This window comes from Granulicella sp. S190 (assembly GCF_009766095.1).
In the GTDB taxonomy this organism is placed as follows: domain Bacteria; phylum Acidobacteriota; class Terriglobia; order Terriglobales; family Acidobacteriaceae; genus Edaphobacter.
Window position 1 is genome coordinate 139,554 of sequence record NZ_LMUD01000002.1, and the last position, 24,428, is coordinate 163,981.

The following is a 24,428-nucleotide window of genomic DNA, read 5'->3' on the forward strand; positions in this document are numbered from 1 at the left end:
TGTTCTCTGCTAACTGACATTCGAGCGTTGGGCCTGCCGCTGAATCACAAGCTCAATCCCTGGTCGGTACCGACAGTGCCTTTAGCGATGGATTGAGCTTGTGAGATTTCACTGACTGCAAGAGTGAGGTGCCCAGCGTGTTCTAAAGCGTGCTCCTTCGCAATGGGCTGGGCATGGCGGTCGTAGAACTGACTTTGCTGGTCGATATGCAGCCAGCCGTTAGTTTGGTTGTGCTGGTAGCTCTGGATGTCGCCGGTCTCCCGCTTCCACTCGTAACCAGAGACGTCGTTCGGCAACGCATTGTGGAGCGGGGCATAATGCCGTTGGTCGATTTCGGAGGGCGACTGCGCCTTATCGGTTGCAGGATCGTGGGCTTCCTGTTGGAACTGCCTTCTTTGGTCTTCGGGGGTTAGTTCTTTGGTGTTTGTCATGGCTTGCTCCTTCGATTGGGGTTGGTGAGCTTGCGTTTCGCTGTTCGGCCTTGCGACTTCGACAGCGGAGGCTTTGCTGATATCGGTACTGAGGCGTTCGGCGAGCGTTGTTGCATCATTCGTGTAGATTCGCGCGTCTTCGGACGCGCGAGAGACTGACACATAAGCGAAGCGTGTGTTGATGAGTTCGGGGTGCGCTTTGGTGTCCATGTTGACGAGAACACGATCCGTAGTGAGTCCCTGGGAGCTGTGCGACGTAACGGCGTAGCCGTGGTCGAAATGCCGCATCTCGGAGGCGTTGAAAGTCAGAGTCCGAGCCTTGTCGCCATCCATGCGAACGGTCATGTTGGTGCCGTGGATCTGTTCCACCGTGCCCAGGTCGCGGTTCTTGATGTCCATGTCCGGCTTACTGACGGTGAACTGGAGGCGGTCTCCCTCGGCAAAATCTCGTGTGATTTCCCGGTAGGCGGCGATGCCATGCAGTCGCTTGGGATCGTAGGTGACGTGCTGGCCGTCTTCCCGTTCGACTGTGAGTTGGTTCGCTTTGGGGTCTGTGGAGACGACAGTAGCGTAGGTGCCGCGCTCAATGCCAAGCTCTTTGCTCCCTCGGGTGTAGTAAAGAACATCGGCGGGCTGGTAGAGCGCAGCCCAGTTGCGGTCGGCGCTGGTCAGTTCCGAACGCTGGGTAAGAACGGTCATCGCGTGATTGTCTTTGGATAGCGCGCCACTGCCCTGCAACTCGGCGCGAATGGCATCGTTGATGTCGCGGCGACTGGCATTGTCGGGCGAGACAACCAGCGTGTTTTCCGAGCGCGCGACATAATCCCTGGCGATTGCCTCGATGCGTTGCTGCGAGTCGGTAATTTCTGTAATGCGGCCCTGCTGCTGAAGAAGTTGAATACCGGTGGCCGTCTCGTTGCGAGAAAGATGTTCGACGGCGCGTAGCAGTTCCGGGTCTTTCTGCCGCACAATCTGGTCGAGCTGCGATGTCCGCATTCCGGCCTCCTGCATCTGCTCGAAGGGCTTTCCGGCATCGACGCCCTGATGTTGTCGGGTGTCCCCGACCAGCAAAACCCGGTCTTGCGGCCCAATCTTTTCGAGAAACGATTGCATCTGCCGGGTGCTGGCAAGGCTGGATTCGTCGAGCATATAAAGGTGCCGGGCGTTCGGGTCTCCCGCGCTCCGCTCCACGCCTCCCCGCGCCAGAAAACCTTGCAAGGTGTCGGCCTGAATTCCGGCGTCGCGTAGCTGGCCGACGGCTCGACTCGTGGGAGCGAAGCCTTCAACAGCGTATCCGTTCCGCTCCGCGCCCTCGCGGATGGCCTCAAGGGTCGTGGTCTTACCGCTGCCCGCCAACCCCTGTAGCCCATGTATCCGGTCCTGGGAGGTGAGCACCTCTTCGATGGCTCTTTGTTGTGCTGGATTCAGGAATTCGCGAGTGCGGGCGTGGGCGGCGGCGTCCTCGTGACGCATGGTCGGTTCGACTGTGTGTTGTCCCTGCTGCATGTGCTTGATGGTCGCAAGCTCCTCGGCAATGGCCTCGCGGGTCGTGAACTGCCGCCCGGTATCGTGCTTCTGGCCGGGTGTGCGCTGGAATTCTCCGGTGGCTTGCCTTAGCTCGAAGTTGTCGCGCACCTGGCTGTAAGTGAGGTCGCCCATGCCACGCCGCAAGGCGTCGCGCATGATGTCTCGCTCATCGGTGACGGCTTCGCGCTCGAAGTTGCGGGTCTTGGCGAAGGTGACGGCTTCCTGAACACGCTCTGGGCTATTCGGAACGCGCGTTTGCTCCTGAGCAGACGCCTTCGCCCGCGCTTCAGCGACGACTCGATCGGCCTGATTGCCGAACTCGGCCGCAAGCTGCCGATGGGCTGCCAATACCTCGGAAGGCGTGTGAATCTCTTTCTTGTCGCGGGTGGAATGAGCGGCGATCTGCGCCGCCTCCGGCCCGGCAAACCCGCTCTTTTCGAGGTACTCGCGAATCTGTTGGCTGCGTGGGCTGGAAACGTCGAGATATTCCTGTGTGTATCCTCTTATCTCAGGCGCCCCACTTCTCCCAGGCGTGATCTCGTACCCCAGCCGCGACAGCCTAAACATCAGCTCAGATTGATACACGGCTGTCGCGAACTGCTGGCTGTCGAAGTAGCTCTGCGGCTGGACAGCGCGGGTTGAGCCGTCCGCTCGCTCGGTCATATTGAAGATGACGGCGTGAGTGTGAAGCTGAGGCGCGGCATACCCATCCACGGGACGCGCGGTGTCGTGCTCAAACTTGGCGGCGACGAATTTCCCGGTGGTCTCGGCGGCGCGGTTGCCCCCGATTCGGGCCTGAGTGTACCGCTCCAACTCCGTAAGGGCGGTTGTCACCGCCTGCCGGTGGGCCTCGCGGACCCGGTCGTCGCCGCCTACCAAAGCAGTCAACGAAACGGACTTCGGTGCTGAAAATGTGGCATCCCAACCGGCGCGGTGCTCAACGGGCTTCACGGTGGTTCCGTCAGCGGTCGTGTACTCCTGGCCGTTGCGGTGCCGCACCAACTGCCCTCCCGTGAGGGGATTCTGGCCCTCACTGAGACGGGCGAAGTGCTGCTCGTCGATGGCCCCGGCAAGGCCATACCGCTCGGCCATCCGGCCCTGCCATTCACCGAGGATGGTGTCGCCTTGCTTCCAATAGTTCTGCTCGGCGGACACGAACTCCTTGGCATGATAGGTCTGCGCCTGGCTGGAACTGAGCGGTTTGGAGATGGTCAGCATGAGGCGATTCTCAGAGACGCATCGGCTGCGGCTCGGCTACCGGAATATCGTCGTCATGTTCATCTTCCGGGCCATCGGGATCGGGGCCGCTCGCCGCGCCTTCGGGCGGCGTTGGCTCGTGCGGCTCTTTCTCGTCGTCATTCTTCACAATGGCAGCCTGCGTCTCTATTGGCAGAGCGATTGTTTTTGGCTCTGGCGACGGAGGCAACGCTGCCTCCAAGTCGAGAGCAGGTTTAGCTTCTGGCGATGCCTTCGGAACGAGCGTCAGTGGATCGAATCGCAGTTCGTCACCCTCTACCTTGCGCGGTAGAAATGCCGGTGTGGTCTGCGGCACGTCCATGTACTCGAAGTGAAAGCGGGCGACGTTGTTGCCCAGTTTGAGAAACGCATGGCGGTTCTCAAGGCCGGAGATTTCAGAGTCCATCACCAAGGGTTCGATCTGACGGTCTACGGCGAAATTCCTGCCCGAGCGGGAGCCGTCGAAGTGCGTCTCCTTCATGCGTTCGATCTCAACTTTGCCGATGGCATTGGACACCCATTCGGCTGCTTTCGGCTCCGTGGTCTTCAGGAATATCTTGGTGGCCGGCTGCGAGAGCATGACTTCGGCCAGGTGTCCGTAGATGACCTCCAACTGGGCCTTGCCCTGAAATCCGAGAACGAGCGGGTTCTTCGATTTCCGGTTTTCGGTGATGGCGGTATGGAGTTGAGGGAGCCGTTGCAGGCTGGCAAGCTCGTCCAGAACGAACCATACGGGAGTCTGTTTGTCCTGAGGCGCGGTCAACAGCCGCATGACGAGCAGGTCGATCCAAAGGCTATGCAGCGGCCTCAACGCCTCGCGCTCGGTCGGACTGGACGTAATGAAGATCCATCCTTTCCGTGTGACAGCCCATTCGGTCGCACTCCACGTTTTGTTCTTTGCCTGCTCCTTGGTTGGCAGCATACGCAGGCTGTCAGCAACCAGACCAAGCGAAGCCAGAACGCCGTTGCGCTGCTGCTGCGCTCCCTTGGCGATCATGGCCTCCATCTCGGTCCCCTGTACCCGCTGGTCGATCTCCGCGGGCTTCGACAGCCATTCCACAAGCTGCTGCGGATTCGGCCCGTAGGTCAAGAGATGAGCAAATATCTTCTGCGGGGTTTCCGTAAAGAACTCGCCCTTTTTATCGCTGGTCGGCTGGTAAAGCGAAGCCGCGATGGCCTTCGCTTCCGCCTTCCGGCGCAGTTCTTCGGACGGTCCCCAATAGGGGCACCGCTCGTCCAATGGGTTGAGCACGATGTCCTCTCGCTTCTTGTCGTAGAACCTCTGGATGAACTCGCAAGCCGGGTCGTAGACGATGGCCGCATCACCCCTGCTCTGTATCTGGCGGAGCACCTGCATGATGAGTGTCGTCTTGCCGGCCCCGGTATCGCCCATCAGTTCGATGTGTTGCGATTCGGCCTGCAGCGGTATCCGCATCATCTCTTTGGCCTCGGTGGTGACGAAGCCGATCCCGTCGCCGCTTACCGTCTTGTTGAACTGCCTGGGGGTGAGCAGGACAGGGCCTTTGAGCCGACGCCCGTACTTCAATTCCTTGCGGCGGCGAATATCTTTCCGGATGGAGAATGGGAGCTGCGCGAGCAGCGAGAGGAAGCCGAAGAGGAGCGGAAGCTGGTAGATGTCACGGAGCCGGTCGCCCCCGTAGACGGCATTCTGGAGATATGTGTGGAGACGGCTATCAATGTATTTCTGCTCTGGGCCGCGATAGAGAATATCCAATCCCCGCGCTTCAGCCGCCGCAGAAAGTGCCAGCGGAATATGCTGGCCGCCTGAGGCGAGAGTCGCACCATCCTTCACGTCAGACTCGGACGCAAGTTCGGCTCCGGCGCTCACGCCAGCGGCATAAAGCAACTGATATTTGTGGTTCCCGTTGAACACACCGCCCACGGCTGTACGGAAGTAAATGGGCGTGTAGAACTGCTGCAAGGGAGTCTGACCTCTGCTGAAGCGGAGGTAGACGAACATGCCGGTCAATATCAGCGCGAAGAAGATCGCGCCGTAGGTGTAGATCGGCGAATGCGGAGGGAAAATGATGGTCTCTTTGCGGCCCCATTTTGGCGTGTTCATCATGCACGCTCCAGGTCTTGCAGCGCGTCTTCGGCGACGCTGCGTTTGCGTTTTTTGACCTCGGCAACCATGTTGTCGAAGGCTTCGGGCGTGAGCTTTTGGCCGGTGGCGAGTGGCCGGAAAAGGTTGGTCAGCATGAGACGAATGCCCATGATCTCGGTGAGTTCTGTGCTGGCCGCCACTGTACCTGCGTCGCGGGCAAGCTCGTCAAGGATGAGCTTGCGGATGAGTTCGCCGGGTCTTACCCCACGGCGCTTCGCCAGAACACCGAGGTTGCGAAGCTCCTGCTGATTGAGTTTCGTGCCCGCGCTCTTCAAGCGGAAACGGGTTCGCTCCTCGGCTTTTGTCGCTATTTCGCTGTCTTCGAGAATCGCCATTGGATCGTCTCCTTTTGCGTTACTCCAAGTTGCTCCGGGTTACCGTGGAGCAACTTGGTGCCTCCAAATCATTGATCCTGAGAGTTAGCTCTCAGGTTGCTGTACGGCACCCTGCACGACCCTTGGAGGGGTGGAGTGTCAATATGCTTCCGGTGCGTAGCACCGTTCCCATCCCGCCACGGATTTACAAGGAGGTTCATGCCTTCAATGCCCGCACAGTTTCCGTGGGCTCCACCCCGGCATCTGCCCGCCCATTGGGCTTCTTCGATGAGCGCGCTACAGCGCTGTTGGTCGGCGCTTTTCGGATACGGAGAGTGCAGGCAACCTGGGTGGCTTGCGATGTCTTGAGGAAGTCTTGGAAATCGCGGTCTTTGGCAAAGACGTAGTTGAGAGCCTTGTCTACAACATCGTCTGCCGATGCGTGAATGAAAGCGGCGTACTGATCGACCTGAGCCGCAGTTGTCTCGTCGAGACGAATTGACGCGCTGATGTGACGGCTTTGGCTGACTTCAAGTAGAGGCATTTTGGTACTCCTTTAGGTAAGGGATTGGGGTGTTGATTCACTGGCGAAAACCGACTCGATCTGGAAGCGCTTTGTGTCGCGGTCGTAGCCGCGAAGAGCGAGCACTTCGCGAATGACGCGGCGGCCCGGAAGCCGCTCGACATGCACGATGAAATCGACGGCCTCGGCAATCTCAGCTTCCGTGTCAATGAAGGTGGATTGGGCATGACTCCGCATGACGAGATTGGCGAAGCGATGCAGGGCCTTTTCGGCAGAATTGGCGTGTATCGTAGCGAGCGAACCGGCATGGCCGGTGTTGAGCGAATCGAGTAGCGTCCGCGCCTCGATTCCGCGCACTTCACCCAGAATGATCCTGTCCGGTCGCCAGCGGAGAGCGGACTTGAGAAGATCGTCGAAACTGACGTTGGCCTTGAACGTATCGGTCTGGCACTCGACGGCCAGCATGTTCGGCTTCTTGATGTGCAATTCGGAGGTGTCTTCGATAACGACGATGCGCTGATCTTCGGGGATCGCGTTCGCCAGAACGCGGAGTACAGTTGTCTTTCCCGTTGATGTTCCGCCACTGATAAGCACCGTCTTTCCAGCCGCGATCTGTACGGCCAATAGGTCAGCGAGCGACTGCGTCAGCGTGCCGCGAGCAATGAGGTCATCGACGGTGTAATGGCGGCTGGGAAACTTCCGAATGACGAGGGCGGGCGAAGGCCGCACGACCGGAGGAATGACTGCCGCTAAGCGGCTCCCGTCCGGGAGTTGCGCGTGTAGGACGGGGTTGTCTTCGTCCAAGTGTTTGCCGAGCTGGTTGGCAATGACTTCGAGGCCGGTGCGGAGCCTGCCGGCGTCGAAGCAGACAGTCTCTTCCCGGCGCATAATCCCATCCCGTTCGTACCACCATGACGAATCGGGATTGCCCATGATCTCGCTGATACTGTCGTCCAATAACAACGGCTCAATGGGGCGAAGAAATGGAAGTATCAACTCGAAGCTCATGGCCGCCAACCGCTCACAATGGACTTGAATTGTTCCCCATAGCCAAGTGCGTCCGGGTAGCTTCTCACGCGAGCTATACAGCCGAAGACAGTCACCATATCTTCTGTGATCGACGTATCGACGCTCCACAGATCGGCCAGATTGAATCCGCCGCAATCGTCCGCGTTCCACCATGCCAACAGAAAACCAGCTACACGCCGACTTTGACCCGTATCGTTGCGTGCAATTGCGACTAGACGATTGAGCGCTGCTTCTTCCTCGAATTTCATGGTGGCTCCTCTCTCTTGATACGAAAGCCCGGTGTGACCCGGGCCTCCACGAATGGAAAAGACAGAGGCTTATGCGGCCTCGTCCTCCTGGTTGAACTCGTCGTGTTCCTGCTCCTCCGGGGCGGCCTTCTCGGCGCGGTCGAGCTTCAGGATCGAATCGACCCGCACCTCCCAGATGCGCTGCTTTGAGTCCGTCTTCTTGCTGTCATATTCCCGGCTGCGTAACTCGCCTTCGACCTGAATATGTGCGCCCTTCTTGAGCGTGCCGGCGAACTCAGAGAGCTTGCCGAAGACCACGCAACGGTGCCATTCGGTGTGGGAGATATACTTGCCGTCCTTCTTGTAGGAGGATTTGGTTGCCAGCGAGAGAACTGTGAAGCTGCGGTTGTCGTTGGAGCGAACTTCTGCGTCGTTGCCTAGGAAGCCGATGAGGGTTACTTTGTTCTGATACATGATGGTGTCTCCGTTTGTTGAATTTCCCGATCTTGCTCGGGTCACACCGGGCGGAGCCAAGCGAGAGGGCCCGGCTCCCAAGTGCCGAAGCTCTGCATTTACGGAGGGTCCGGTACGGAAACCGTAACCCGTAGGGCGGCGAAGCCGAAGCAGAAGAGCGAGCTGCCGCAGGGCGCCGGATAGGCCCCGAAGCAGTGACCGAGCACAAGGCGGGATACATATCGGCAGACACATGAGGAAGCAAAGTTCTCATCCGTACTCAGGCTGCGGAAGTCCGCCACAAACGCCGCTCGATTCGAGTTGGCATGTCCTTCGCAAGAGGCGCGCACTTCGCCACCGCCGTTGTAGGTCTTGGCGATCACGTTGGCTCCCTCACAGATGCACGGAGACAGGGAGTGAGAACTAGCCGGATTGACAGCATGAAAGGACATGGAAAGCCTCTGGGAACGTCGATACATCCCTAGTCGAACGCCTGGTCAGCCCGGAATCGCACGATGGTCAAACCAAGAGGGTTCACGGCCAGTTCATTGTTCTTCACGTTCTCGCGGAAGACGTAGGTCACACTGGCCGTCCATCGCTCTCGCTTCAGTTCGGTATGATCCGCTGGGTTCGTGTACACCTTTTCAAACTCTATCCGCGCCGAATAGGGAGACAAGCGGAGGTCGTCAAGCACGACGTTCTTGATCTCCACATCCACATACGGAAGGGTGCTGTCATTTCGATAGGTGAGGATGATGTTGTCCTTCCTCTCCTGCTCGATCACGGCGCGTTGCACGTCACTATTGAGGAAGTAGAGAGCGTTGGTCTGGTCGCGTTCGATGGTGAAGCGGTTGCGGTTGAAATACAGCTCAGCCCAGCGGGAGAGGTAATACTTGTTCTCGGCTTCTTGGGGGCGGTACTGGAAGTTGCGATAGTCGATCGCTTCGGCCCGGCCAACATCGTTGATACGGACAATCAGCGGGTGTGCGTTGATAAGGGCCTTCTGGCTCTTGTAGACGAGCGCGGCGAGCGCGAGGCAGACGGCCACAAGGCACAGGATTGTGACCTTGAGATAGGTGTTCATCACTAACGGGTCGCCATACTGTTCCAGATAGCGTTCCGCTGCGCGGGTTATCTCGGGTGATGTCTTTTCCGTTGCTGTAGTCATCGCTCTGTCCCTCAGCCCATAAGGGCGGCTGTTGCTGCGGTCGTCGCAAGACCTGTAATGACACCTGTGCCCGCGTCATGTCCGCCCGTGTGTCCCGAAAAGATGGTTGCCGTCATTGCTGGAATCTTCAGCAGGATGAAGCCATTGACGAGGACCAAAAGAATCAGCATGGGAAGCTGCTTGACCATTTGCCCCGGATCGACGAAGCCCGACATGATGGCGTAGTAATGCGCGAGCAATTGCGACAGGATGCTCAATGTCGCAGCCGCCACAACCTTGTAGAAAGAGAAGCCAAGAAAGGCGCGAAGCCAGCCCCAGAACAAGAAGTCCAACTTGTCGAAGACAAGGAACGGAATGAAGATCGGCCCGAGCATCCCGACAATGGTACTGGCGACTGCACCGTAAGCGATGATGACGCTGATAAGCGCGGAGAGACCGGCGATGAGCACCTGTATCAGCGCGTAGATGATGGCGTTATACGGATTCGCCACCGTGGACATCATGCCCGGCCCTTCGTTCGTTTGAGCCTGCTGTAATGTGTTCAAGATGTTGGTCGCGCTATCGGTCCCGATCTGATTCACCAGATATTGAGCGCCGCCATTAATGAAACCTTTGAGCGAGTAACCGATGCCGGGGATGCTGGAATCGTAGAACTTGACCATCGTGTAAGCGAAGGTAATGAGCATAAAGAAACTTAGGAACTTTCCCATGCTGAATCCCGGGCCACCTTGCGCGGAAGCAAGCGCCTCCTGCACGCCGAACCACACGAGCATGATGGTGGCGAGAGCGACACAGATATGCACTCCCATTGCGTCCACAGATGGAGAGACAGTGCTTGTCAGTGAACTGCACGCTTGGGTAATCCAATTCAGGAGATCCATATTCTGCCTCGCTCTCGGGTGTGGTTAGTACCGCATAGCTGCGGCGGCTCCGGCATACGACGGCGCGACGGCGTTATAGCCGGACTGGTACTGATTGGCCTGCTGGAACGTCGCCTTGAGTGCGTCCTGCTGCTGCTTCTGCGAGACGATCTGCTGCAAGGTATTCGCCTGGCTAATCTGGTTGGCCTCCTGCTGTGCCATTAGCTGCAAAATGAGCGCACGATTGATCCGCTGCAGGGTCGCCAGTTCCGTTTGTTGGGTGGGGTCGGTGGAGTTGGATGCCGCAGCGAGCGCGTTGATATCGGCCTGTCGTTGTTGGGAGTTGGCGCGGATGGTCCCGAGCGTCTGTAGATTGCTCGCAGTCACCGAGTCGTTGATGTCAGAGGTCGCTCCTTGGGCCGCGATCTGCTGTTGGCCGGAGAGGCTGAGATTTCCGTAACCGTTCAGTTGGCCTATTCGCGGAACCGATGCTTGTTGGTAGGCATACGGCGCGTTCACGCCAGTATTGGCCGAGTTGGTCCAAGACTGCGAGTTGCCATAGGTGTTCGCAGCCTGATTGACCATCATCCAGACCGATGAAAAGGATATGAACGGCTGATAGAGGCTTTGGGGAGACATAGCCATCTGGTGGGCAAGGTTGTAGGTCGCAATAGCGTTGTCGGCCAGCTTCACGGAATTAGTGAAGATATTTTGCCCTTGTTCGATCTGCTGGATAGCGTGGGCAGATTGGGTTGGGTCATAAACGACACCGGAGCCGAATTGGGCGTGTGCTGCAACCGGTGCTGCAATCGAGACGATCAGCGCGATTTTGAGAAAAGAATGCTTCATGGCTCTGCCTCCTATGGCTGAGTGGGGGTGGATTGATGGACTTGCTCTTGATCTGAGCCGTTACTTCTGGAGTGCTTCTATTTGCTTCTCAAGAGCTGTTACTTGTTGAAGCTCTTGGGCACACTTTTGATTGTGAGCGGCCTCCTCCTGTGGCGTTGGAACCTTCGGTGCCTCACCTTTGAAATAAGACTCAGCACCTTTTGCTCCGAAGGCCGGAGCGATGCAGTCCTTGTTGTATTGCGTGTTGAGTGGCTTGTACTGGACCTCTAGTTTGTCGATCTTCGCTTGCTTACTTTCGCAGCCAGCAAGGGCAATGCAGAGCAAGATAGAAAGTGTGAGGAAACGGCGCATAGAAAACTCCTCAGAACGTTTGCGGGATGGTGTGATTGGTATACGCAGGCAACAACATATCCTGCGTAAAGTAGACCTTCACTCGATGTCCCTCACGGATGGTGATGGTCGGTGGTATTTGGATGAAACGATCAAGGATGGAGGTTGCCGACTGCGACACGCTGCCTGCGGCTCCCGTAGTAAATGCCTGAGAACCGCTGGTGGAAATCACGCCGCCACCCTGGGTAATCTCTCCCGCTCCGGCGATCACACCCAAAGCGATTGAAGCCCCAAAGATTTCGAGGTAGTGATTGTTCACCTTGTCTTTCAATCCCTCTTCGCCGATCTGGTCGAGGCCGTGGAACTGGTCAAGATCGACGGAGTAGCCGTCCGGCATAATCATCCGATGGAAGGCAACTGCCATCCGGCGCTGCTGCCCAAAACCGGACGCACCGATTTTCTTGGCCTCGCCCAGCACGATCGTTCCATCGGGAATGATGACGTGCTGGTGGTCATGCGAATAGACCGGATTCGAGACGAGCACCTTGACCGGCCCCACAGCGTCACCGTCCAGACGGTTCATCAGCACTGTATCCAACGTCGTGCCCTCGTAGATAACGTAGGGCTGGCCTGAGGCCGAGTCTATATTGACCTCGGGCGCGCGCTTGGGAGCCTGAACTGTCTGCGCTTGCGGTTGCTCCCCCGCTGCGCGGGGAGCAATCATATTGGAGTCGCCAGCAGGAAGCCCGCTAGGATTCCTCGACTGAACGCCAGCCGGCGCAATTTGACTCGGCGGCGGGTCTGGGGGGCGGCTGTAAGCCAGATTCGAGGAGAATCGAGCGTTATAGGCGCGTTCCCGGTCTTTCGCGGCGATCTGCTGCTCCTCCTGCTGCGCCGGTGAAGGCTGGTTTACGCCCGATTGCTGGGGGTAGCCGCTCGGCCCGCACGGCTGACCGGGAATGCAACCCACAGGAAGCCCGCTAGGCGTGTATCCCGCTGCGGCCGCCTGTTGGGCAGGCGTGGCATTCTTCAGCGCGGGATCGCCAGCGGCCGTAGTGGCAAGCGCGGCCTGTTGCTCTTTTTCCTTCTCGACCTCAAGCTGATTCTTCAGGTCAGCGACGTTGTTATCCGTGTTGTCCTGCACCATCGGCTGCGGAGGCTGGCTTTTGGAGGCCGCCTGGGTAGCGGACTTCTTGCCGCCAGAACTGAAGATGGCTGCAAGGATCACCAGAGCGCAAGCCCCAAGAAACACAAACATCTTCATGTTCTTCTGGAGCACGCCTTTCGGATCGGTCGCTTTCGTGGTCAATTCCGGCTCTGGCATGGCACTACCCCTTCCGCGTGAATTCCATCTTTTTCTTGCCCAACTCGACGTAGCCCGAGTCCATCACCTTCGGAATGATGTATGTGCCATCGCGAAGGTCGTAGCTGATAAGGTTTGGCTTGCCATCCTTCATCTCGTACACCGAAAACTTCTCGGGCGCATTGGTCTTGATGTAGGTGAACTTGTCGTCGTGATAGATCGACTGAATATCGAAGGGGGCTTCGTTGGCTTTGTAGTTGTAATCAAATTTCAACTGCATTGGGTACGCGCTCTTGTACTCATCGACCGCCTGGCCCACATGGGACTGAAGCGCAGCGAGCTTCTGTTCGGTTTGCTCCAATTGGGCGGACGGTACATATTGCGGAGGACCTGACGACGCTACGATGGCGGACTGGTCGGCGGGCTGGATGAGCACTTTGAGATCCGGCGCTTCCGACGTGCCGGAGATATCCTGCAGCGTAAACGAATAGATGTTGCCCTTGTCGGTGATGAGGTTGAGATTCGAGCTGATGCCAGCCTTGGCCGGATGAACGAAGCAAAAATTGCCGACTACATCCACGACCCAGAAGTCCTTATCCCCGGTCGCGGCTTCCATGATCTTCTCGGTCGGCGGCACTTGAATGAGCGTGGTGTACTTCAGCTTCGCGCGGATGGGAACGATGTCCTGCGAATGGTATTGAACGGTGCGCGCCGACGCCCCTTGCGCGACGGCAACGGCGGACGGGAGGGCCAGGGCGATCCCGGCTATAAAGACGAGGGTGCGGTTCATGCGGTTGCTCCTTTGCGGTTGTCGGTGACGGTGACGGCCATCGTGCGGGGCCGGAAGGGAAAGTCCTCGGCGAGACGGCGCAGGCCGTCGGCGATACCGAAGCGCGCGAAGTAATCGCGCTTCTTGAGGTTGTCGCGAGCGTTGTTGGTTGCCATCCAGTGCGAAACCGAATCGACGTTCAACTGAACCTTTTTGCTCGACTGCGCTTTGCGAATGAGCATCTGTCCCGGCGGAACCAGGCCGCCGATAAGGTCAAGTTCCGTATCGTTCAAATGGAACGCCTCGCGGTAAACGTCGCGGTTCATCTCCGGGTTGGCTAGGAATATCTTTGTTGGGCAGCTCTCGGAGACGATCTGCAACATGCCCGACTCCTCAAGCTCCTTGATGGACTGTGTTGCGAGGATCATCGCGGCGTTGTGCTTCCTCCACGTTTTTTGAGCTTGCACGACGTAGTTCCTGATCGTCTCGTTCTTGATGAAGAGCCACGCTTCATCAAGCAGAAAGAGCTTGAAGGTCGCCAGCCGCTTCGGGTCGGCAATCTCGTTGCTGGCCCGATGCAGGACATAGAACAGCAGCGGCTCCAATACCTCCGGCGCATCGCCCCAGCCGGCGAAGTTGAAAGTCTGGAAGCGGGTGAACGAGAGTGTGTCTTCCGGGTTGTCGAACAGAAACCCATATTGACCGCCGCGTGTCCAGCGGTGCAGCCGTTCCTTCAATTCGCCGATGATGTTGCCGAAGTTGGAGACGGTGCGCTGGTCCGGCTCCAACATGTACATCCGCTCAATCCCGTCCCACAACTTGCGTTCCTCTTTGAAGTCGAGCCGGTAACGCTGTTCGGTGCCCTCGATGAGCACGCGGAAAAAACTGAAGAGAAATTGCAGGTTCTCTTTCGTCTCCGGCAGAGAGAATGGGTTGATGGTGAAGTCGCGGGCCTCCTGGCCCACGTTCAAATAGCTCCCACCGAAGATCGTCGTGAGCGATTGGAAGCTCCCGCCGATGTCGAAGATGAACGTCAACGGCGCGTATTTCTGGGCGTTCTGCAGGATGAAATTGCAAAAGTAGCTCTTGCCACTGCCCGTCATGCCGAGGATGAGCGTGTGCGCGACCTCGCCGTTGTGCAGGTTAAGAAAGTACGGCGTGCTATTGTCCGTTTCGAGCGCAGCAAGGTACTCCGTGCCGAGATGCGCGTTCGTTGTCTCGCCCGGAAGGATCGTAAAAAGAAACGAGAGATCGGCGTAGTTCGTATTGAGCAGGTACAGCTTGCGGAGATTGAGCGCGTAGTTGCCGGGCACCGCGGCGAAGTAAGCGTTGAGTTGGTTGTAGGTTTCGACGAAGAGATTGCCGTCGGCATTGGTGAAAATCCCGGTGAACTCGCCTACGAGCTGGTCAAGCTCCGCCCTCGCTTTCCCATACAGAACAATCGTGAGCGAGAAATCGCCCAGCGATTGGCCGTCGCCCAGAGCACGGAGGCAGTCGCCAAGATTCTCAATGTCCGCCTGCTTGGACTCATCTACGAGTACGTCGCGCGGATTTGTTTTCGTCGCGTCGTTGCCCATCTGCGACACAAAGCCCGTCTTCGACATATTGAAATGGCGGCGGCGTTTGGTGACTTCCTTCCGGGCCTTGTCCGCTGCAAGCGGTGTCCACTCGGTGACGACATAGAAGTTGCCTGCGATCTTTAGCAACGCATCGAGCACCAAAGGCCGCGTCTCGGTTATGGACTCTTTCATCGTGAGCACGCGAACAAAATGGTCGCCTACACGCAGATGATCTCGCTCCGCCTCGATATTCGAGTTGACGACCTGATAGTCAAGAAACTGCGTAGACTGTGGCCTGCCCGCGATCTGCCGTTCATCGAAATTCAACAGTCGCCGAAAGAAGCGGAGCTGCCCCTGCTGGTTAAGAACCTCGATCTGCATAAAGTCCGCGAGCTGCCGGGCGAACGCCTGGACGCGCTGCTCAAGTCGGGCAAGATCGGTCTCTATCTGCGTCCGTAGCAAGGTCTTCATATTGTTGTTAGTGAACTGCGCCCGCAGTTCGCAAACCGCCCCGGCGGGATCGCGAAAGAGACGCGCGAGCGCCGCGCCAACGCCGGTCTTCGACCGCGCTCCTTCAAGGACGATGCAGTAGAAGATGTCGACTTGGTAGAGATGGTCCCGCTTGGCTTCAAAGAACTGTCGCCGCTGGTCAATGGCGGCTTCCACAACGGCGTCCTCATAAGAAGCGAATGGAATCTCTGGCCGGTTGTTTTTGAAGAGGTATTGGTAAATGTGGAAACCGGGGCCGAATGCCTTCAACGCAGCCTCCAGGCGTTTGACGGCGTACTCCTGCTCCGAGTGGTCAAGGCTCTCATAATCCACGCCGGGGACGCGCAGCAGCATCCCAAGATCGCCGGACTTCGTAAGGAACGTCGTCTCGTTCCAGAACCCATAGAGGTTGATGTGGTCGTTGAGAGACGCACTTTCCTTCCACGGCTTGATAGTCCTGTCGAGGCGGAGCATTAGACTACCTCCACGCGCGGGACGCCCTGCTTGGCTGCGTCATAGCGGAGCTTGTATTTCTCGGATATGGCAAGGATGCGAAGAAATGCCGGATCGCTCGCCGTCACCCAATGACCGAAAGCATAGCCTCCGATGAAAACGGCAATACCGGCAAGAATCGAATTGAAGATGTTGAATGTGCCCACCGCGCCGACGCAGACGAAGTAGAACAGCGTGCGCTCGACGCCCAAATACGTAAGGGGCTTATGCAGGCTCTTGAAGACCCGGTTGCTCCGGCGGCTTGTGGTGTGTGTCTGCATGAAAGCCCCTCACACTTGAGAAGTTGGCGCATGACGATTGAGCGGTAGAAAGCGGCCGTGTTTAGGTTCCCCACAGCCAGCTCAGTACGTTGGTTGCCATCACCGCAATTCCGGTGCCTGCGGCAACTCCAGCAAGCGTCTTCTTCGCGCCGGGCTCTCCGTGCGCAAAGCCATAGCCGCCAATCACAATCGCGATCAGGCTGGCGACCTTTGCGACCGTGCCGGTGAATAAGGTTTGGAGTGAAGTGAGTCCGCTGTCGAACGGCGAACCGGACTGTGCATACGCGGCGATGGGGAGGAAAAGGCATACGGCGGCAAGCAATGCGAATGGATGAATCCATCTGCGAACTGCTTGGACCGTCTTCAGCGGAATTACGATTCGGATCTTGCGGGACATCGGCACCTCCTGCGACTGAGTTCAGTCGGGATATGCCGAGACATTAGGCCCGATTTCCAAGCTCGTCCAATACTTTGTTGCGATGGACTGCCATGCTTAAACGAGATGGCAAATGAGGATGAATCGTAACGTGAGAAGTCTTACGAAGATGCGTTGTTTTGTCCGCCGAAAGACAACCGCTGTTGTTCTTGTTTCTCTCGCACTCGTTGAGGTGGCTTCTTTGGCGAGCTTGGCTCTGCAACAGAGAACCGCTTCTCAAGATCGCGAAGCAACAAAGGCAGGGCCTCTTGATCGTGCTCTTCGCGATAGGCAATTGCTGAATCAATTGTCCAATTGACGCCTTCAATCGGTCTTGTTGTGAGGTCTTCATGTAAGGGTTCACTTTGACGTATCAGCGCGATGCAGAGGCGTTCCCTGACCATCCATTGCACATGCTCGGAATTGAATGTGGGGTTGGAAATCTTCGGAATTATCTCTTGCCCTTCCAGCATCTCCAAGAGCCGTTGATGCGCTCTCGGATGGTGTCTCGGGTCGCTGAAAATAGCTAGTCGCCCATTTAGCGATTCAGCGGGTAGTTCGGTTTGCTCGGCCAATGGGTCGTCTTTGCGAACGCAGACAACCAGTGGCTCGTGCATCACGGGCTGAATGCAGTAACCATCCGGTAGCACCGGAAGAGTCACCAGCGCAGCGTCCAATTCAGCCGCTCGCAAGCGCCTGATTACGTCCTCAGTGTCGCCGTTCTCAGGATGAATGCTGCCCTTCGGAAACAGATCCCGGTAGGCATCGCACACCGTCGAAATCACTTGATGTTCGATGAACGGTGTGAAACCGAGTCGAAACGGGCGCATCGTCGCCTGGTGGATCGCCTGTACCGCTTTGACGACATCCATCCGGGTTTGGAGCAATTCACGGGCGAATCGGAGCAGCGATTCGCCGGCGGGAGTGAGGGTCATTCCGCCACGATCCCGCTCAAATATTTGGATGTGGAGGGCGTCTTCTAGCTCGTTGATCTGCCGGCTAAGAGCGGACTGAGCTAACGCAATGCGCGTCGCAGCGGCGGTGATTGTTCCCTCTTCCGCGATTGCGACAATGCTCTTCAGGTGTTTGAACTCAAGGTGCTCGTAGACACTCAATGGACATGCCCCCCGGAACTCTAGTAAGCGGTGGTGCTGTCGTTAAAGGACTTCCATCCCGTAACTTCTTTCACTTCAATTGGAACCAAATTGGTAAACAAAAGTTGCGTGACTTAAGGCAACCCGACGACCCTGCAAATAGTAAGACGCAGAAAACCCCCATCTCGTTTAAGCATCGCCATCCATCGCAACAAAGTATTGGACGGTGGCGCGTAAGGCGGGCAGTATCATCCAAGGTCATTCGTGGTCCCCCCGGAGGTTCCCTTGCTGTCCAATCACAATCTCCCACCGAAGAAGCCGTCCGGGCGCGTGGAAACGGACGCTGGACGATCTGCGCTGCCAAATGCTCTGGAAGAGGTCAGTTTCCTGCGTCTACCAGACGTGAAATTGGTCACCGGTCTGTCGAAGTCTAGCCTCTATGCACTGATCCGTGCGAATAGTTTTCCGGCACCCGTCCGGCTAGGACCGCGCACTGTCGCGTGGGTAAGATCGGAAGTCAAGGAGTGGGCTGCCGAACGAATCTCGACATCGAGATCAGCGGTTTCACAGCTAAGCAGAAGGATGCCGCGACGCGGGCTTGGGGACGCTTGGGCATCATCGAAGAAATATGCTTAGGCCGCTAGCGCCCGCCTCCCCTTAGCAAGCTGCGTCTCCAGATAGTCCGCCCACCACTGCATCATTTCAGTGCGCTGCTTCAAATACTTCGCATGATTGTAGGCAGCAGACACCTTGTTCCGCTTCATGTGGGCAAGTTGCAAATCTACATGCTCATCGTCAAAGTCGTTCTCATTGAGGATGGTCGAAGCTAGTCCACGGAATCCGTGTCCCGTCATGCGGCCTTGATATCCAAGCCGGTAGAGCGCATACAGGAGCGTGTTGTTGCTCATGGGCTTCTTCTTGTCCGTGGCCCCTGGGAATACCAGCTTGCCATTGCCGGTTAGCAACCTAAGCGCTCGAAGAACCTCGACGGCCTGGCGTGAAAGAGGAATGATGTGAGGGGTCTTCATCTTCATACGCTCCGCAGGAATGTCCCACCGTGCTCTGTCCAGATCGAACTCAGTCCACGGCGCCTCGATCAGCTCGCTTGTGCGAGGAAAACAGTAGGCGAGAAGTTTGAGTCCAAAGCGTGTGAGCGCGTCTCCGTTGTAGTCATCCATCTTCGCCAGCAGTTCGGGCAAATCCTTCTCGTCTACACGGGCGAAGTTTTCTGACTCGGCTGCAGCCAATATGTCTCGCGGCTTGAAATCAGCCGCGGGGTTCCGGCTCGCTAGTTCACGCGCGATTGCGAAGCGGAAAATCTGCCCGATGGACTGATGTGCTCTCTTGGCGACATCGCTAGCGCCCCGCGTCTCAATCGTAAGCATGATGGTCCGAATATGGGCTGTTTGGACCGCATCAATAGGCAAGTGCCCGACGACGGGGAAGACATCAGATTCAAGCCGATTCATCAAAGTCTCTGCGTGCCTTGGAGACTTGCCGATCGACCACCATGCCCACCACTTTCGGGCGACCTGCTCAAAACTGCTGTCAGCCTCACGCTGAAGCGCTTTGGCCTCTTGCTGTTTCGTCTCGGCTTCTGCTTTGCGTTCGGCCATCGGATTGACGCCAGAAGCCAGTAGCTTCTTCGCAGCGAAGTGAAGCTCGCGGGCATCCTTGGGGCCGACATGCGGGTACTCCCCAAATGACATGTTCTTCTCGATACCATCGAACCGATACCGCCAAAGCCAGAGCTTTGCGCCGGATGGTTTGACGATAAGACACAGCCCGCCACCGTCCGCCAGTTTGTATTTTTTGACCCGTGGCTTTGCGTTTTCAATTTCCTTGATAGTCAGTCCCATAATGAGCCCCTCGAAGGTGTGGGGATTTTTCGATCCCCACACTTTTGCTCATCGTACCCCACAATAATCCCCACATAAAAGTCTGGCTGTAGTCGCACGTCCTAGAACGCTCTCGCACCATATTTCCTTGCATGTTGTTGTAAAACAAGAACATCCTCGCGTGCGAGGATGTTCGGGGAGGTGCGAGGAAGTTCAGGTTTTAGGTGTTTGGTTGCCCCCCAGGGATTCGAACCCCGATTGATCGGTTCAGAGCCGACTGTTCTACCATTGAACTAGGGGGCAAAATGCTTTGCGCGGTGCGCTCTGCGTCGCGAACAGGGTCCTCGCTGACTGCCTCTTCGAGTGTACGAGGTGAGGAAGATTCGGTCAACGTGTGGAGGGGTAGGGGGATAGAAGCCGGGAAAAGTGCACCCCCTAATGAAAATGATTTTTTGCTCAGATCGGTCGATGCTGAGGTAAGCTCATTTTCACGATGAGCCTCCGTAAATTGTGCATGCTTTCGGTTGCAATCTATCTGTGCCTCGTGTTCGTTTTTGATTTCTCAAATCGTCATGCGTTTGGACTCATGTGCCTAGTTGGGGTGACCGTCTGGGTCACAACAAACGCTCAAAAGCTAACCGATTTACCCCTTATCGCCTGATCTTTTACCCTCAAATTTACAATATGCTTCAGGCCATCGGTTTCAGTCTTTCTGCTGAAGACTATCGGATGCTGGCAGGCGATGTACCTCCCATTCAACCGTGGAGTCCAACGCACATCTTTCATTACGGATTGACCGCCGTCGTCGTGTCCTATGACCACGGAACTGGTACTCAGGTGATCCATTGGACCTACTCAGGAGGATACTCAACTACGTTCGAGCACGGCGAGAGACTAGGTGGACCCACAGTTGGGTTGGCGCATGCTGAGTGGCAACCGGAATTCTTTATCAAGCCCGCAGGCGATGGTTACCGATTTGGAATACGGGTTGTTGACGGATGGTGGAAGCAGACGAAGCCAAAATTGATCGATCCAGCAGCTATTCTTCACGAGGAGCTCGAATGGAATTTCGGCCGAGTCAAGCTCACATTGGGGGTCTTGCCCTCGGAACTGACTCGTCAGTTCTTTCTTAGCGCTTATCCCCAAAAAGAACAAGACGCCCTAAAGGCAAAGTTTTCCAGCCACCATTGGGAGACAGACCGACTGGGAAACGCCGAGATTGGATATTTTGGCGAGGAATATAAAAACAAATATATGCGGGTTTGGGCTCAAGTATTGTGATGATGTAATTCGACTTTGCGAGGCGATAGATGCCGTCATTCTGCGTCAACTGTGGAAGGCCATACGAACTGTTTGAGAGATATTGCAACTCCTGTGGTAAATCCTTGCCGCAATCGAGTCCTGGCATACCTCCAACCTTAGAGAGCCCCAAAATGCAGGAGTATCTTGCCCCTGTTTCCCTACCGATTCAGGTACCCGTCATCCCTGTTGAAGATCGGGAACTGCTTGCCCCCCCCTCGGTTGAGGTTCGGAAGGAGATACTACATGCTTCAGCACCATTCGCAAGGTTTACGCTCTTCTCAACTATCGCAGCAATCTGCCTATCATCAATTGCTTTCGTGGTCTTAGACGATATATGCCGAAGAAAGGCCTATTTGGTTCCTTTCGCCTGCATGATGTTCATAGCTTTTGGTGTAAGTCTATGGCACGCACGCACCTCGTGGCTCAAGATTGCTGCCCTGGGGATGGGCAGCAGTTTACCACTCAGGACAAGACGAAAGTTAGCAATTGGACTCTGCATAGCCGCAATCCTGCTGGTCGGGGGCGCAGTGCTTATCGGAGCCCAAGTCGGGACGAGCGGCGGAGAAACGGAGTCCTATATTGCCGACCTTGATCTGTATCGTAGCTTAGGCGACAAGATTTCAGCCGCCCGAAACGGAGCTCCACGTACCATCGAGGGTCAGGTTGCAATGTACTCACAGATCGAGCCCGATGTACATTCGCTGAACTTAGTAGTACAAAGATTAGAGACAGAGAACCGTGTATACGCAGCGAAGTATCCTGCCGCCCAGGCCACCACGGCTAGTTCAGCTGACGCTTTTGAAAATACCAGAAAGCGAGGGCAGCTGCTCCTTCAACAAATAGCCATCGCGAAGGAGATACAGGGTACTCAGGGACATGATGCACAACTCGCCCTTTACAAAGAAAAGATGATGCCGGTGCTTACGGCCGAGGATCATCTTGATGGTCGTTAAGTCGTCGCGATCGCCTTGGGCGGTGTTGAAGGATAGATTACTTCTACAAAACTTTCCCAGTCGTTTAGCTTGAACACGTGGATTACCCGTTTAGAAATGAAAAAGTAGCATATCCACGCAGAACTAATTGCGATCGTATAGACGTGCAAGAAGGTGTTGTTCGTAAAATATGTTACGTCAATAACGAGGCTAAGCGAAGCACATATCAACTCGGCGATTATGAGGTTTCTTAGGAGCTTCAGCATGTCCCATGTCCGCACCGACAGAAGCAGAATACCTACAATCGCTTGAACCGTGTAGACCATCAACAAGGGGACGCTTGACACTAAAAACAAATGGTAACGCAACGGATCGACGAAGCTCTCAGGAACGTAGCTTCCAAAGCTAGAGCAAAACGTTATAAGTGTTATGAAGATCCCGCCGAACAGGCTCTAATCTAAATTCCTATCCATCCTCCAGGATTTTGATCCTCGATATACATGGCGAATACGCAACCGCTCTATCCGATCGCGCGACGATATTCAAAATTAATCCAGATGTCACTAAGGCCGAAAAGCAACTGTGCGTACCATTTTGGGCTTTAAACTTTGACGAGTTCTGTGACATCGCATTTGGTGGTATAGAAGGCCGAGGCCAATCGGTAGTGTCTGACATGATTCTGGAACTGAAGCGTGCAGCGATCAACAACTTTCCCAAGCCCGGGGTGAGTAATGACTCCGTTTCGGCGGACACACCTGTGCCGTTCTGCGTTCATAAAATGTGGCTGGACCTTCACAGCCGCGAACACTTGACAGTTATTCCTGCGCCGGGCGGCGCGACAGATGAGAAGGTCCCGGCCTACGTCTTGAACACTGCGGGTCAGCCCATTCAGATTGGAGATGCTCTGTCGGTAACGCCCCCGCAGTACCGAAATGTAAAGACGACCGGCACCGCGACAGAACGAGTTCAACTTGGTAACGAAGGTGTTGGTATTAGGCAACAATTAGCCGGATTAGCTTCGAAACTGCGAGATCCGCGTTTCGGTTTTATGTTTAGGCCGTCGGGGTGGCTGCCGCAGATAAACGGTCAAACGCAATGCGATCTTGAAGATCTGCTGGCGGATTGGATAGGAGGCGTTCAACCGGTAACAATCCTTGACCTTTCGGGAATTCCATCTTCGATCTTGAACCAGTTGATCGGTGCCCTGCTCCGGATCTTGTACGATGCCTTATTTTGGGGAAAAAATCTCCCAGAAGGAGGTCGAGAAAGACCGCTTTTAGTAGTTCTCGAGGAGGCACATAACTACCTTGGAAAGGGGGACAGCAACACAGCTTCGAGAACCGTTCGTAAAATTGCGAAAGAAGGGCGAAAGTATGGTGTCGGAATGATGATTGTGAGTCAGCGACCCTCCGAGATAGACTCCACTATCTTGTCGCAGTGCGGCACCCTCTTTGCTATGCGCCTCTCGAACGATCTCGATAGAGGACAAGTTAAAAGTATTGTGTCAGACAACCTGACCGGGCTGTTCGAGATGTTGCCGGTTCTTCGAACCGGAGAGGCAATCATAGTGGGGGAGTCGGTTAGCCTTCCTGTTAGAACACTCATCGACCCCCCCGCGAAGAATCGACGGCCGGACAGTATCGATCCTCGTGTCGTCGCTCGGAAAGGCAAAGATGGAGATGGCCTTGAAGCTCCGGGAGGATGGAACCAACAGCGCGATGGTCAGCAGAGTTACGCAGTTGAGATTGAACAGTGGCGGCGTCAGTCTCCGCGCTATGAACACGGGGATATTAACGGACAAGGCCCAATAGCGACTCTTCAAGCTGTTGCTCCGGATTGGACAATGACACCTGAGTCATCAACCCTGTCACGAATTCGATACGAAGCTGCTTCTCAAGTTCTCACAGTAGATTTCAGGTCAGCGGGTATCTATGAGTTCTACGAAGTACCAGCTAATTTGTATCAGGAGATGATTGAGTCAAATCTTAAAGGCGACTTTCTGAGCGAAAGAATACGCGGGCATTTTCGCTATGCGAAGACGTGATCTGGAGCCATCTGTACGAATGCCAGGCAGCCCGAGCCCTCATATGAGATCTAGGGAGTGACGGCTATGTACCGTCTCTAACTGGTTCTGTTGCGGCTGCCGAATACCAGCGGGGAACGAGACGGGTCATGAAAGCCTCTTGAGGGGGGTGCACTTTTCCCGCCTCCTATCCCCCTACCCGTCAACGTGTGGAGCAAATCTGGATCTTGGTCGCGGATAGAATCTGGAGATGGCTATGATTTCTGATGCTGTCACCAACGATTTTCTGGATGTCTCGTGTCGCCGGCTTCAGATGATGACCGAATGCCTCGAGACCTGCTTGCATAAGCTGAATGAAGAGCAGATATGGCAGCGACAAGGAGCGCATGAGAATGCTGTGGGAAATCTGGTGCTGCATCTTTGCGGGAATGCACGGCAGTGGATAATCCACGGAGTTGGAGGTGCGGTGGACGTCAGGGTACGCGACCTAGAGTTTAGTGCAGACCTCGAAAGGAATGGGACAGAGCTGATCGCCTTGTTTAAGGCGACGATGGCTGAAGCAATGGGTGTGATTGCGGTGGTGCCGCCGGAGCGGATGGTGGAGAGAATTACACCGCAGGGACGCAACGTAAGCGTGCTGGAGGCAATCTACCAGGTAGTGGGGCATGTGCAGCAGCATGTGGGACAGATTATTCTGCTTACCAAGCAGATGACTGCAACGGATCTTGATCTTACGATTCCTCGTCCCAGACGCGAAACCCCTCCCCCTTAGCTCAGGTATCTTCACGGGAAGTTCTTGGTTTGAGGGTCAGTGTTATTGGGCCACGCAGGGGGCCAAATAGTGGTCTGGTCTTTCTTC

General features: G+C 56.0%; 24 protein-coding genes and 1 tRNA gene. 5 read left to right on the forward strand and 20 right to left on the reverse strand.

Annotated features, from left to right (window positions below):
- Positions 1-44 precede the first annotated feature (44 nt).
- The 18 genes from mobF to GSQ94_RS00590 form a co-directional block, all read right to left on the reverse strand.
- Positions 45-3,176 (reverse strand): MobF family relaxase, encoded by a 3,132-nt coding sequence (mobF, locus tag GSQ94_RS00505; RefSeq protein ID WP_158941369.1) that lies wholly within the window; start codon positions 3,174-3,176, stop codon positions 45-47.
- 10 nt (positions 3,177-3,186) lie between these two features.
- Positions 3,187-5,280 (reverse strand): type IV secretion system DNA-binding domain-containing protein, encoded by a 2,094-nt coding sequence (locus GSQ94_RS00510; RefSeq protein WP_254063487.1) that lies wholly within the window; start codon positions 5,278-5,280, stop codon positions 3,187-3,189.
- Entirely contained in the window at positions 5,277-5,654 is a 378-nt protein-coding gene (locus GSQ94_RS00515) for a hypothetical protein (RefSeq protein ID WP_158941370.1), read from the reverse strand. The genes GSQ94_RS00510 and GSQ94_RS00515 overlap by 4 nt, the downstream gene beginning before the upstream one ends.
- Before the next feature lie 196 nt (positions 5,655-5,850).
- Entirely contained in the window at positions 5,851-6,177 is a 327-nt protein-coding gene (locus tag GSQ94_RS00520; RefSeq protein WP_254063488.1) for a hypothetical protein, read from the reverse strand.
- 12 nt (positions 6,178-6,189) lie between these two features.
- Positions 6,190-7,164 (reverse strand): CpaF family protein, encoded by a 975-nt coding sequence (locus tag GSQ94_RS00525; protein WP_158941371.1) that lies wholly within the window; start codon positions 7,162-7,164, stop codon positions 6,190-6,192.
- Complete coding sequence (locus GSQ94_RS00530) at positions 7,161-7,433, reverse strand: hypothetical protein (protein ID WP_158941372.1); 273 nt, start codon at positions 7,431-7,433, stop codon at positions 7,161-7,163. The genes GSQ94_RS00525 and GSQ94_RS00530 overlap by 4 nt, the downstream gene beginning before the upstream one ends.
- A 69-nt stretch (positions 7,434-7,502) precedes the next feature.
- Positions 7,503-7,886, reverse strand: a complete 384-nt coding sequence (locus tag GSQ94_RS00535; protein ID WP_158941373.1) for a single-stranded DNA-binding protein — start codon at positions 7,884-7,886, stop codon at positions 7,503-7,505.
- Positions 7,887-7,984: 98 nt separating this feature from the next.
- Positions 7,985-8,317, reverse strand: a complete 333-nt coding sequence (locus GSQ94_RS00540) for a hypothetical protein (RefSeq protein ID WP_158941374.1) — start codon at positions 8,315-8,317, stop codon at positions 7,985-7,987.
- Positions 8,318-8,346: 29 nt separating this feature from the next.
- The gene (locus tag GSQ94_RS00545; RefSeq protein WP_158941375.1) at positions 8,347-9,033 is read right to left on the reverse strand and encodes a VirB8/TrbF family protein; all 687 of its coding nucleotides are present in this window, start codon (positions 9,031-9,033) and stop codon (positions 8,347-8,349) included.
- A gap of 11 nt (positions 9,034-9,044) precedes the next feature.
- Entirely contained in the window at positions 9,045-9,842 is a 798-nt protein-coding gene (locus GSQ94_RS00550) for a type IV secretion system protein (protein ID WP_158941376.1), read from the reverse strand.
- A 96-nt stretch (positions 9,843-9,938) separates the two neighbouring features.
- Positions 9,939-10,742, reverse strand: a complete 804-nt coding sequence (locus GSQ94_RS00555) for a hypothetical protein (protein WP_158941377.1) — start codon at positions 10,740-10,742, stop codon at positions 9,939-9,941.
- A gap of 60 nt (positions 10,743-10,802) precedes the next feature.
- Positions 10,803-11,093, reverse strand: a complete 291-nt coding sequence (locus tag GSQ94_RS00560) for a hypothetical protein (protein ID WP_158941378.1) — start codon at positions 11,091-11,093, stop codon at positions 10,803-10,805.
- A 10-nt stretch (positions 11,094-11,103) separates the two neighbouring features.
- A complete protein-coding gene (locus GSQ94_RS00565) occupies positions 11,104-12,381 on the reverse strand; it encodes a TrbI/VirB10 family protein (RefSeq protein ID WP_158941379.1) in 1,278 nt (425 codons plus the stop codon).
- Positions 12,382-12,400: 19 nt separating this feature from the next.
- Positions 12,401-13,165 carry a TrbG/VirB9 family P-type conjugative transfer protein gene (locus GSQ94_RS00570; RefSeq protein WP_158941380.1) on the reverse strand — a complete coding sequence of 255 codons (765 nt, stop codon included), beginning with the start codon at positions 13,163-13,165 and terminating at the stop codon, positions 12,401-12,403.
- Positions 13,162-15,666, reverse strand: a complete 2,505-nt coding sequence (locus tag GSQ94_RS00575) for a VirB4 family type IV secretion system protein (protein WP_158941381.1) — start codon at positions 15,664-15,666, stop codon at positions 13,162-13,164. Before GSQ94_RS00575 ends, GSQ94_RS00570 begins: the two co-directional genes overlap by 4 nt.
- The gene (locus GSQ94_RS00580; RefSeq protein WP_158941382.1) at positions 15,666-15,965 is read right to left on the reverse strand and encodes a VirB3 family type IV secretion system protein; all 300 of its coding nucleotides are present in this window, start codon (positions 15,963-15,965) and stop codon (positions 15,666-15,668) included. The genes GSQ94_RS00575 and GSQ94_RS00580 overlap by 1 nt, the downstream gene beginning before the upstream one ends.
- Before the next feature lie 61 nt (positions 15,966-16,026).
- On the reverse strand, positions 16,027-16,362 hold the full coding sequence (locus GSQ94_RS00585; RefSeq protein ID WP_158941383.1) for a TrbC/VirB2 family protein: 336 nt from the start codon (positions 16,360-16,362) through the stop codon (positions 16,027-16,029).
- A gap of 140 nt (positions 16,363-16,502) precedes the next feature.
- Complete coding sequence (locus GSQ94_RS00590) at positions 16,503-17,495, reverse strand: LysR family transcriptional regulator (RefSeq protein ID WP_158941384.1); 993 nt, start codon at positions 17,493-17,495, stop codon at positions 16,503-16,505.
- A 309-nt stretch (positions 17,496-17,804) separates the two neighbouring features.
- Here GSQ94_RS00590 and GSQ94_RS00595 point away from each other — a divergent pair, with 309 nt between their 5' ends.
- Positions 17,805-18,110, forward strand: coding sequence for an AlpA family transcriptional regulator (locus tag GSQ94_RS00595; protein WP_256369953.1), 306 nt, complete (start codon positions 17,805-17,807; stop codon positions 18,108-18,110).
- Here GSQ94_RS00595 and GSQ94_RS00600 read toward each other — a convergent pair.
- Complete coding sequence (locus tag GSQ94_RS00600) at positions 18,107-19,333, reverse strand: integrase arm-type DNA-binding domain-containing protein (protein ID WP_158941385.1); 1,227 nt, start codon at positions 19,331-19,333, stop codon at positions 18,107-18,109. The two genes, GSQ94_RS00595 and GSQ94_RS00600, sit on opposite strands and share 4 nt — an antisense overlap.
- Positions 19,334-19,541: 208 nt before the next feature.
- Positions 19,542-19,615: transfer RNA gene (locus tag GSQ94_RS00605), tRNA-Gln, on the reverse strand.
- Between the two features lie 381 nt (positions 19,616-19,996).
- On the opposite strand from GSQ94_RS00605, the gene GSQ94_RS00610 reads away from it, so the two are divergent.
- The 4 genes from GSQ94_RS00610 to GSQ94_RS00625 all read left to right on the forward strand — a co-directional run bounded on the left by GSQ94_RS00610 (position 19,997) and on the right by GSQ94_RS00625 (position 24,341).
- Positions 19,997-20,593: a hypothetical protein gene (locus GSQ94_RS00610; RefSeq protein WP_158941386.1), complete on the forward strand. Its 597-nt coding sequence runs from the start codon at positions 19,997-19,999 to the stop codon at positions 20,591-20,593.
- A 152-nt stretch (positions 20,594-20,745) separates the two neighbouring features.
- On the forward strand, positions 20,746-21,567 hold the full coding sequence (locus tag GSQ94_RS00615; protein WP_158941387.1) for a hypothetical protein: 822 nt from the start codon (positions 20,746-20,748) through the stop codon (positions 21,565-21,567).
- Between the two features lie 460 nt (positions 21,568-22,027).
- Positions 22,028-23,590, forward strand: a complete 1,563-nt coding sequence (locus tag GSQ94_RS00620; RefSeq protein ID WP_371417416.1) for a helicase HerA-like domain-containing protein — start codon at positions 22,028-22,030, stop codon at positions 23,588-23,590.
- 235 nt (positions 23,591-23,825) lie between these two features.
- A complete protein-coding gene (locus tag GSQ94_RS00625) occupies positions 23,826-24,341 on the forward strand; it encodes a DinB family protein (protein ID WP_158941389.1) in 516 nt (171 codons plus the stop codon).
- Positions 24,342-24,428: the final 87 nt, after the last annotated feature.

Excerpts from the sequence above, each read along its gene's own strand:
- GSQ94_RS00575 (WP_158941381.1), bottom strand. The coding sequence starts at position 15,666 with ATGCTCCGCCTCGACAGGACTATCAAGCCGTGGAAGGAAAGTGCGTCT.
- GSQ94_RS00515 (WP_158941370.1), bottom strand. The coding sequence starts at position 5,654 with ATGGCGATTCTCGAAGACAGCGAAATAGCGACAAAAGCCGAGGAGCGA.
- GSQ94_RS00555 (WP_158941377.1), bottom strand. The coding sequence starts at position 10,742 with ATGAAGCATTCTTTTCTCAAAATCGCGCTGATCGTCTCGATTGCAGCA.
- GSQ94_RS00570 (WP_158941380.1), bottom strand. The coding sequence starts at position 13,165 with ATGAACCGCACCCTCGTCTTTATAGCCGGGATCGCCCTGGCCCTCCCG.
- GSQ94_RS00545 (WP_158941375.1), bottom strand. The coding sequence starts at position 9,033 with ATGACTACAGCAACGGAAAAGACATCACCCGAGATAACCCGCGCAGCG.
- GSQ94_RS00580 (WP_158941382.1), bottom strand. The coding sequence starts at position 15,965 with ATGCAGACACACACCACAAGCCGCCGGAGCAACCGGGTCTTCAAGAGC.
- GSQ94_RS00535 (WP_158941373.1), bottom strand. The coding sequence starts at position 7,886 with ATGTATCAGAACAAAGTAACCCTCATCGGCTTCCTAGGCAACGACGCA.
- GSQ94_RS00585 (WP_158941383.1), bottom strand. The coding sequence starts at position 16,362 with ATGTCCCGCAAGATCCGAATCGTAATTCCGCTGAAGACGGTCCAAGCA.
- GSQ94_RS00510 (WP_254063487.1), bottom strand. The coding sequence starts at position 5,280 with ATGATGAACACGCCAAAATGGGGCCGCAAAGAGACCATCATTTTCCCT.
- GSQ94_RS00550 (WP_158941376.1), bottom strand. The coding sequence starts at position 9,842 with ATGGGAGTGCATATCTGTGTCGCTCTCGCCACCATCATGCTCGTGTGG.
- GSQ94_RS00540 (WP_158941374.1), bottom strand. The coding sequence starts at position 8,317 with ATGTCCTTTCATGCTGTCAATCCGGCTAGTTCTCACTCCCTGTCTCCG.
- GSQ94_RS00625 (WP_158941389.1), top strand. The coding sequence starts at position 23,826 with ATGATTTCTGATGCTGTCACCAACGATTTTCTGGATGTCTCGTGTCGC.
- mobF (WP_158941369.1), bottom strand. The coding sequence starts at position 3,176 with ATGCTGACCATCTCCAAACCGCTCAGTTCCAGCCAGGCGCAGACCTAT.
- GSQ94_RS00610 (WP_158941386.1), top strand. The coding sequence starts at position 19,997 with ATGCTTCAGGCCATCGGTTTCAGTCTTTCTGCTGAAGACTATCGGATG.
- GSQ94_RS00615 (WP_158941387.1), top strand. The coding sequence starts at position 20,746 with ATGCAGGAGTATCTTGCCCCTGTTTCCCTACCGATTCAGGTACCCGTC.
- GSQ94_RS00525 (WP_158941371.1), bottom strand. The coding sequence starts at position 7,164 with ATGAGCTTCGAGTTGATACTTCCATTTCTTCGCCCCATTGAGCCGTTG.
- GSQ94_RS00530 (WP_158941372.1), bottom strand. The coding sequence starts at position 7,433 with ATGAAATTCGAGGAAGAAGCAGCGCTCAATCGTCTAGTCGCAATTGCA.
- GSQ94_RS00600 (WP_158941385.1), bottom strand. The coding sequence starts at position 19,333 with ATGGGACTGACTATCAAGGAAATTGAAAACGCAAAGCCACGGGTCAAA.
- GSQ94_RS00560 (WP_158941378.1), bottom strand. The coding sequence starts at position 11,093 with ATGCGCCGTTTCCTCACACTTTCTATCTTGCTCTGCATTGCCCTTGCT.
- GSQ94_RS00520 (WP_254063488.1), bottom strand. The coding sequence starts at position 6,177 with ATGCCTCTACTTGAAGTCAGCCAAAGCCGTCACATCAGCGCGTCAATT.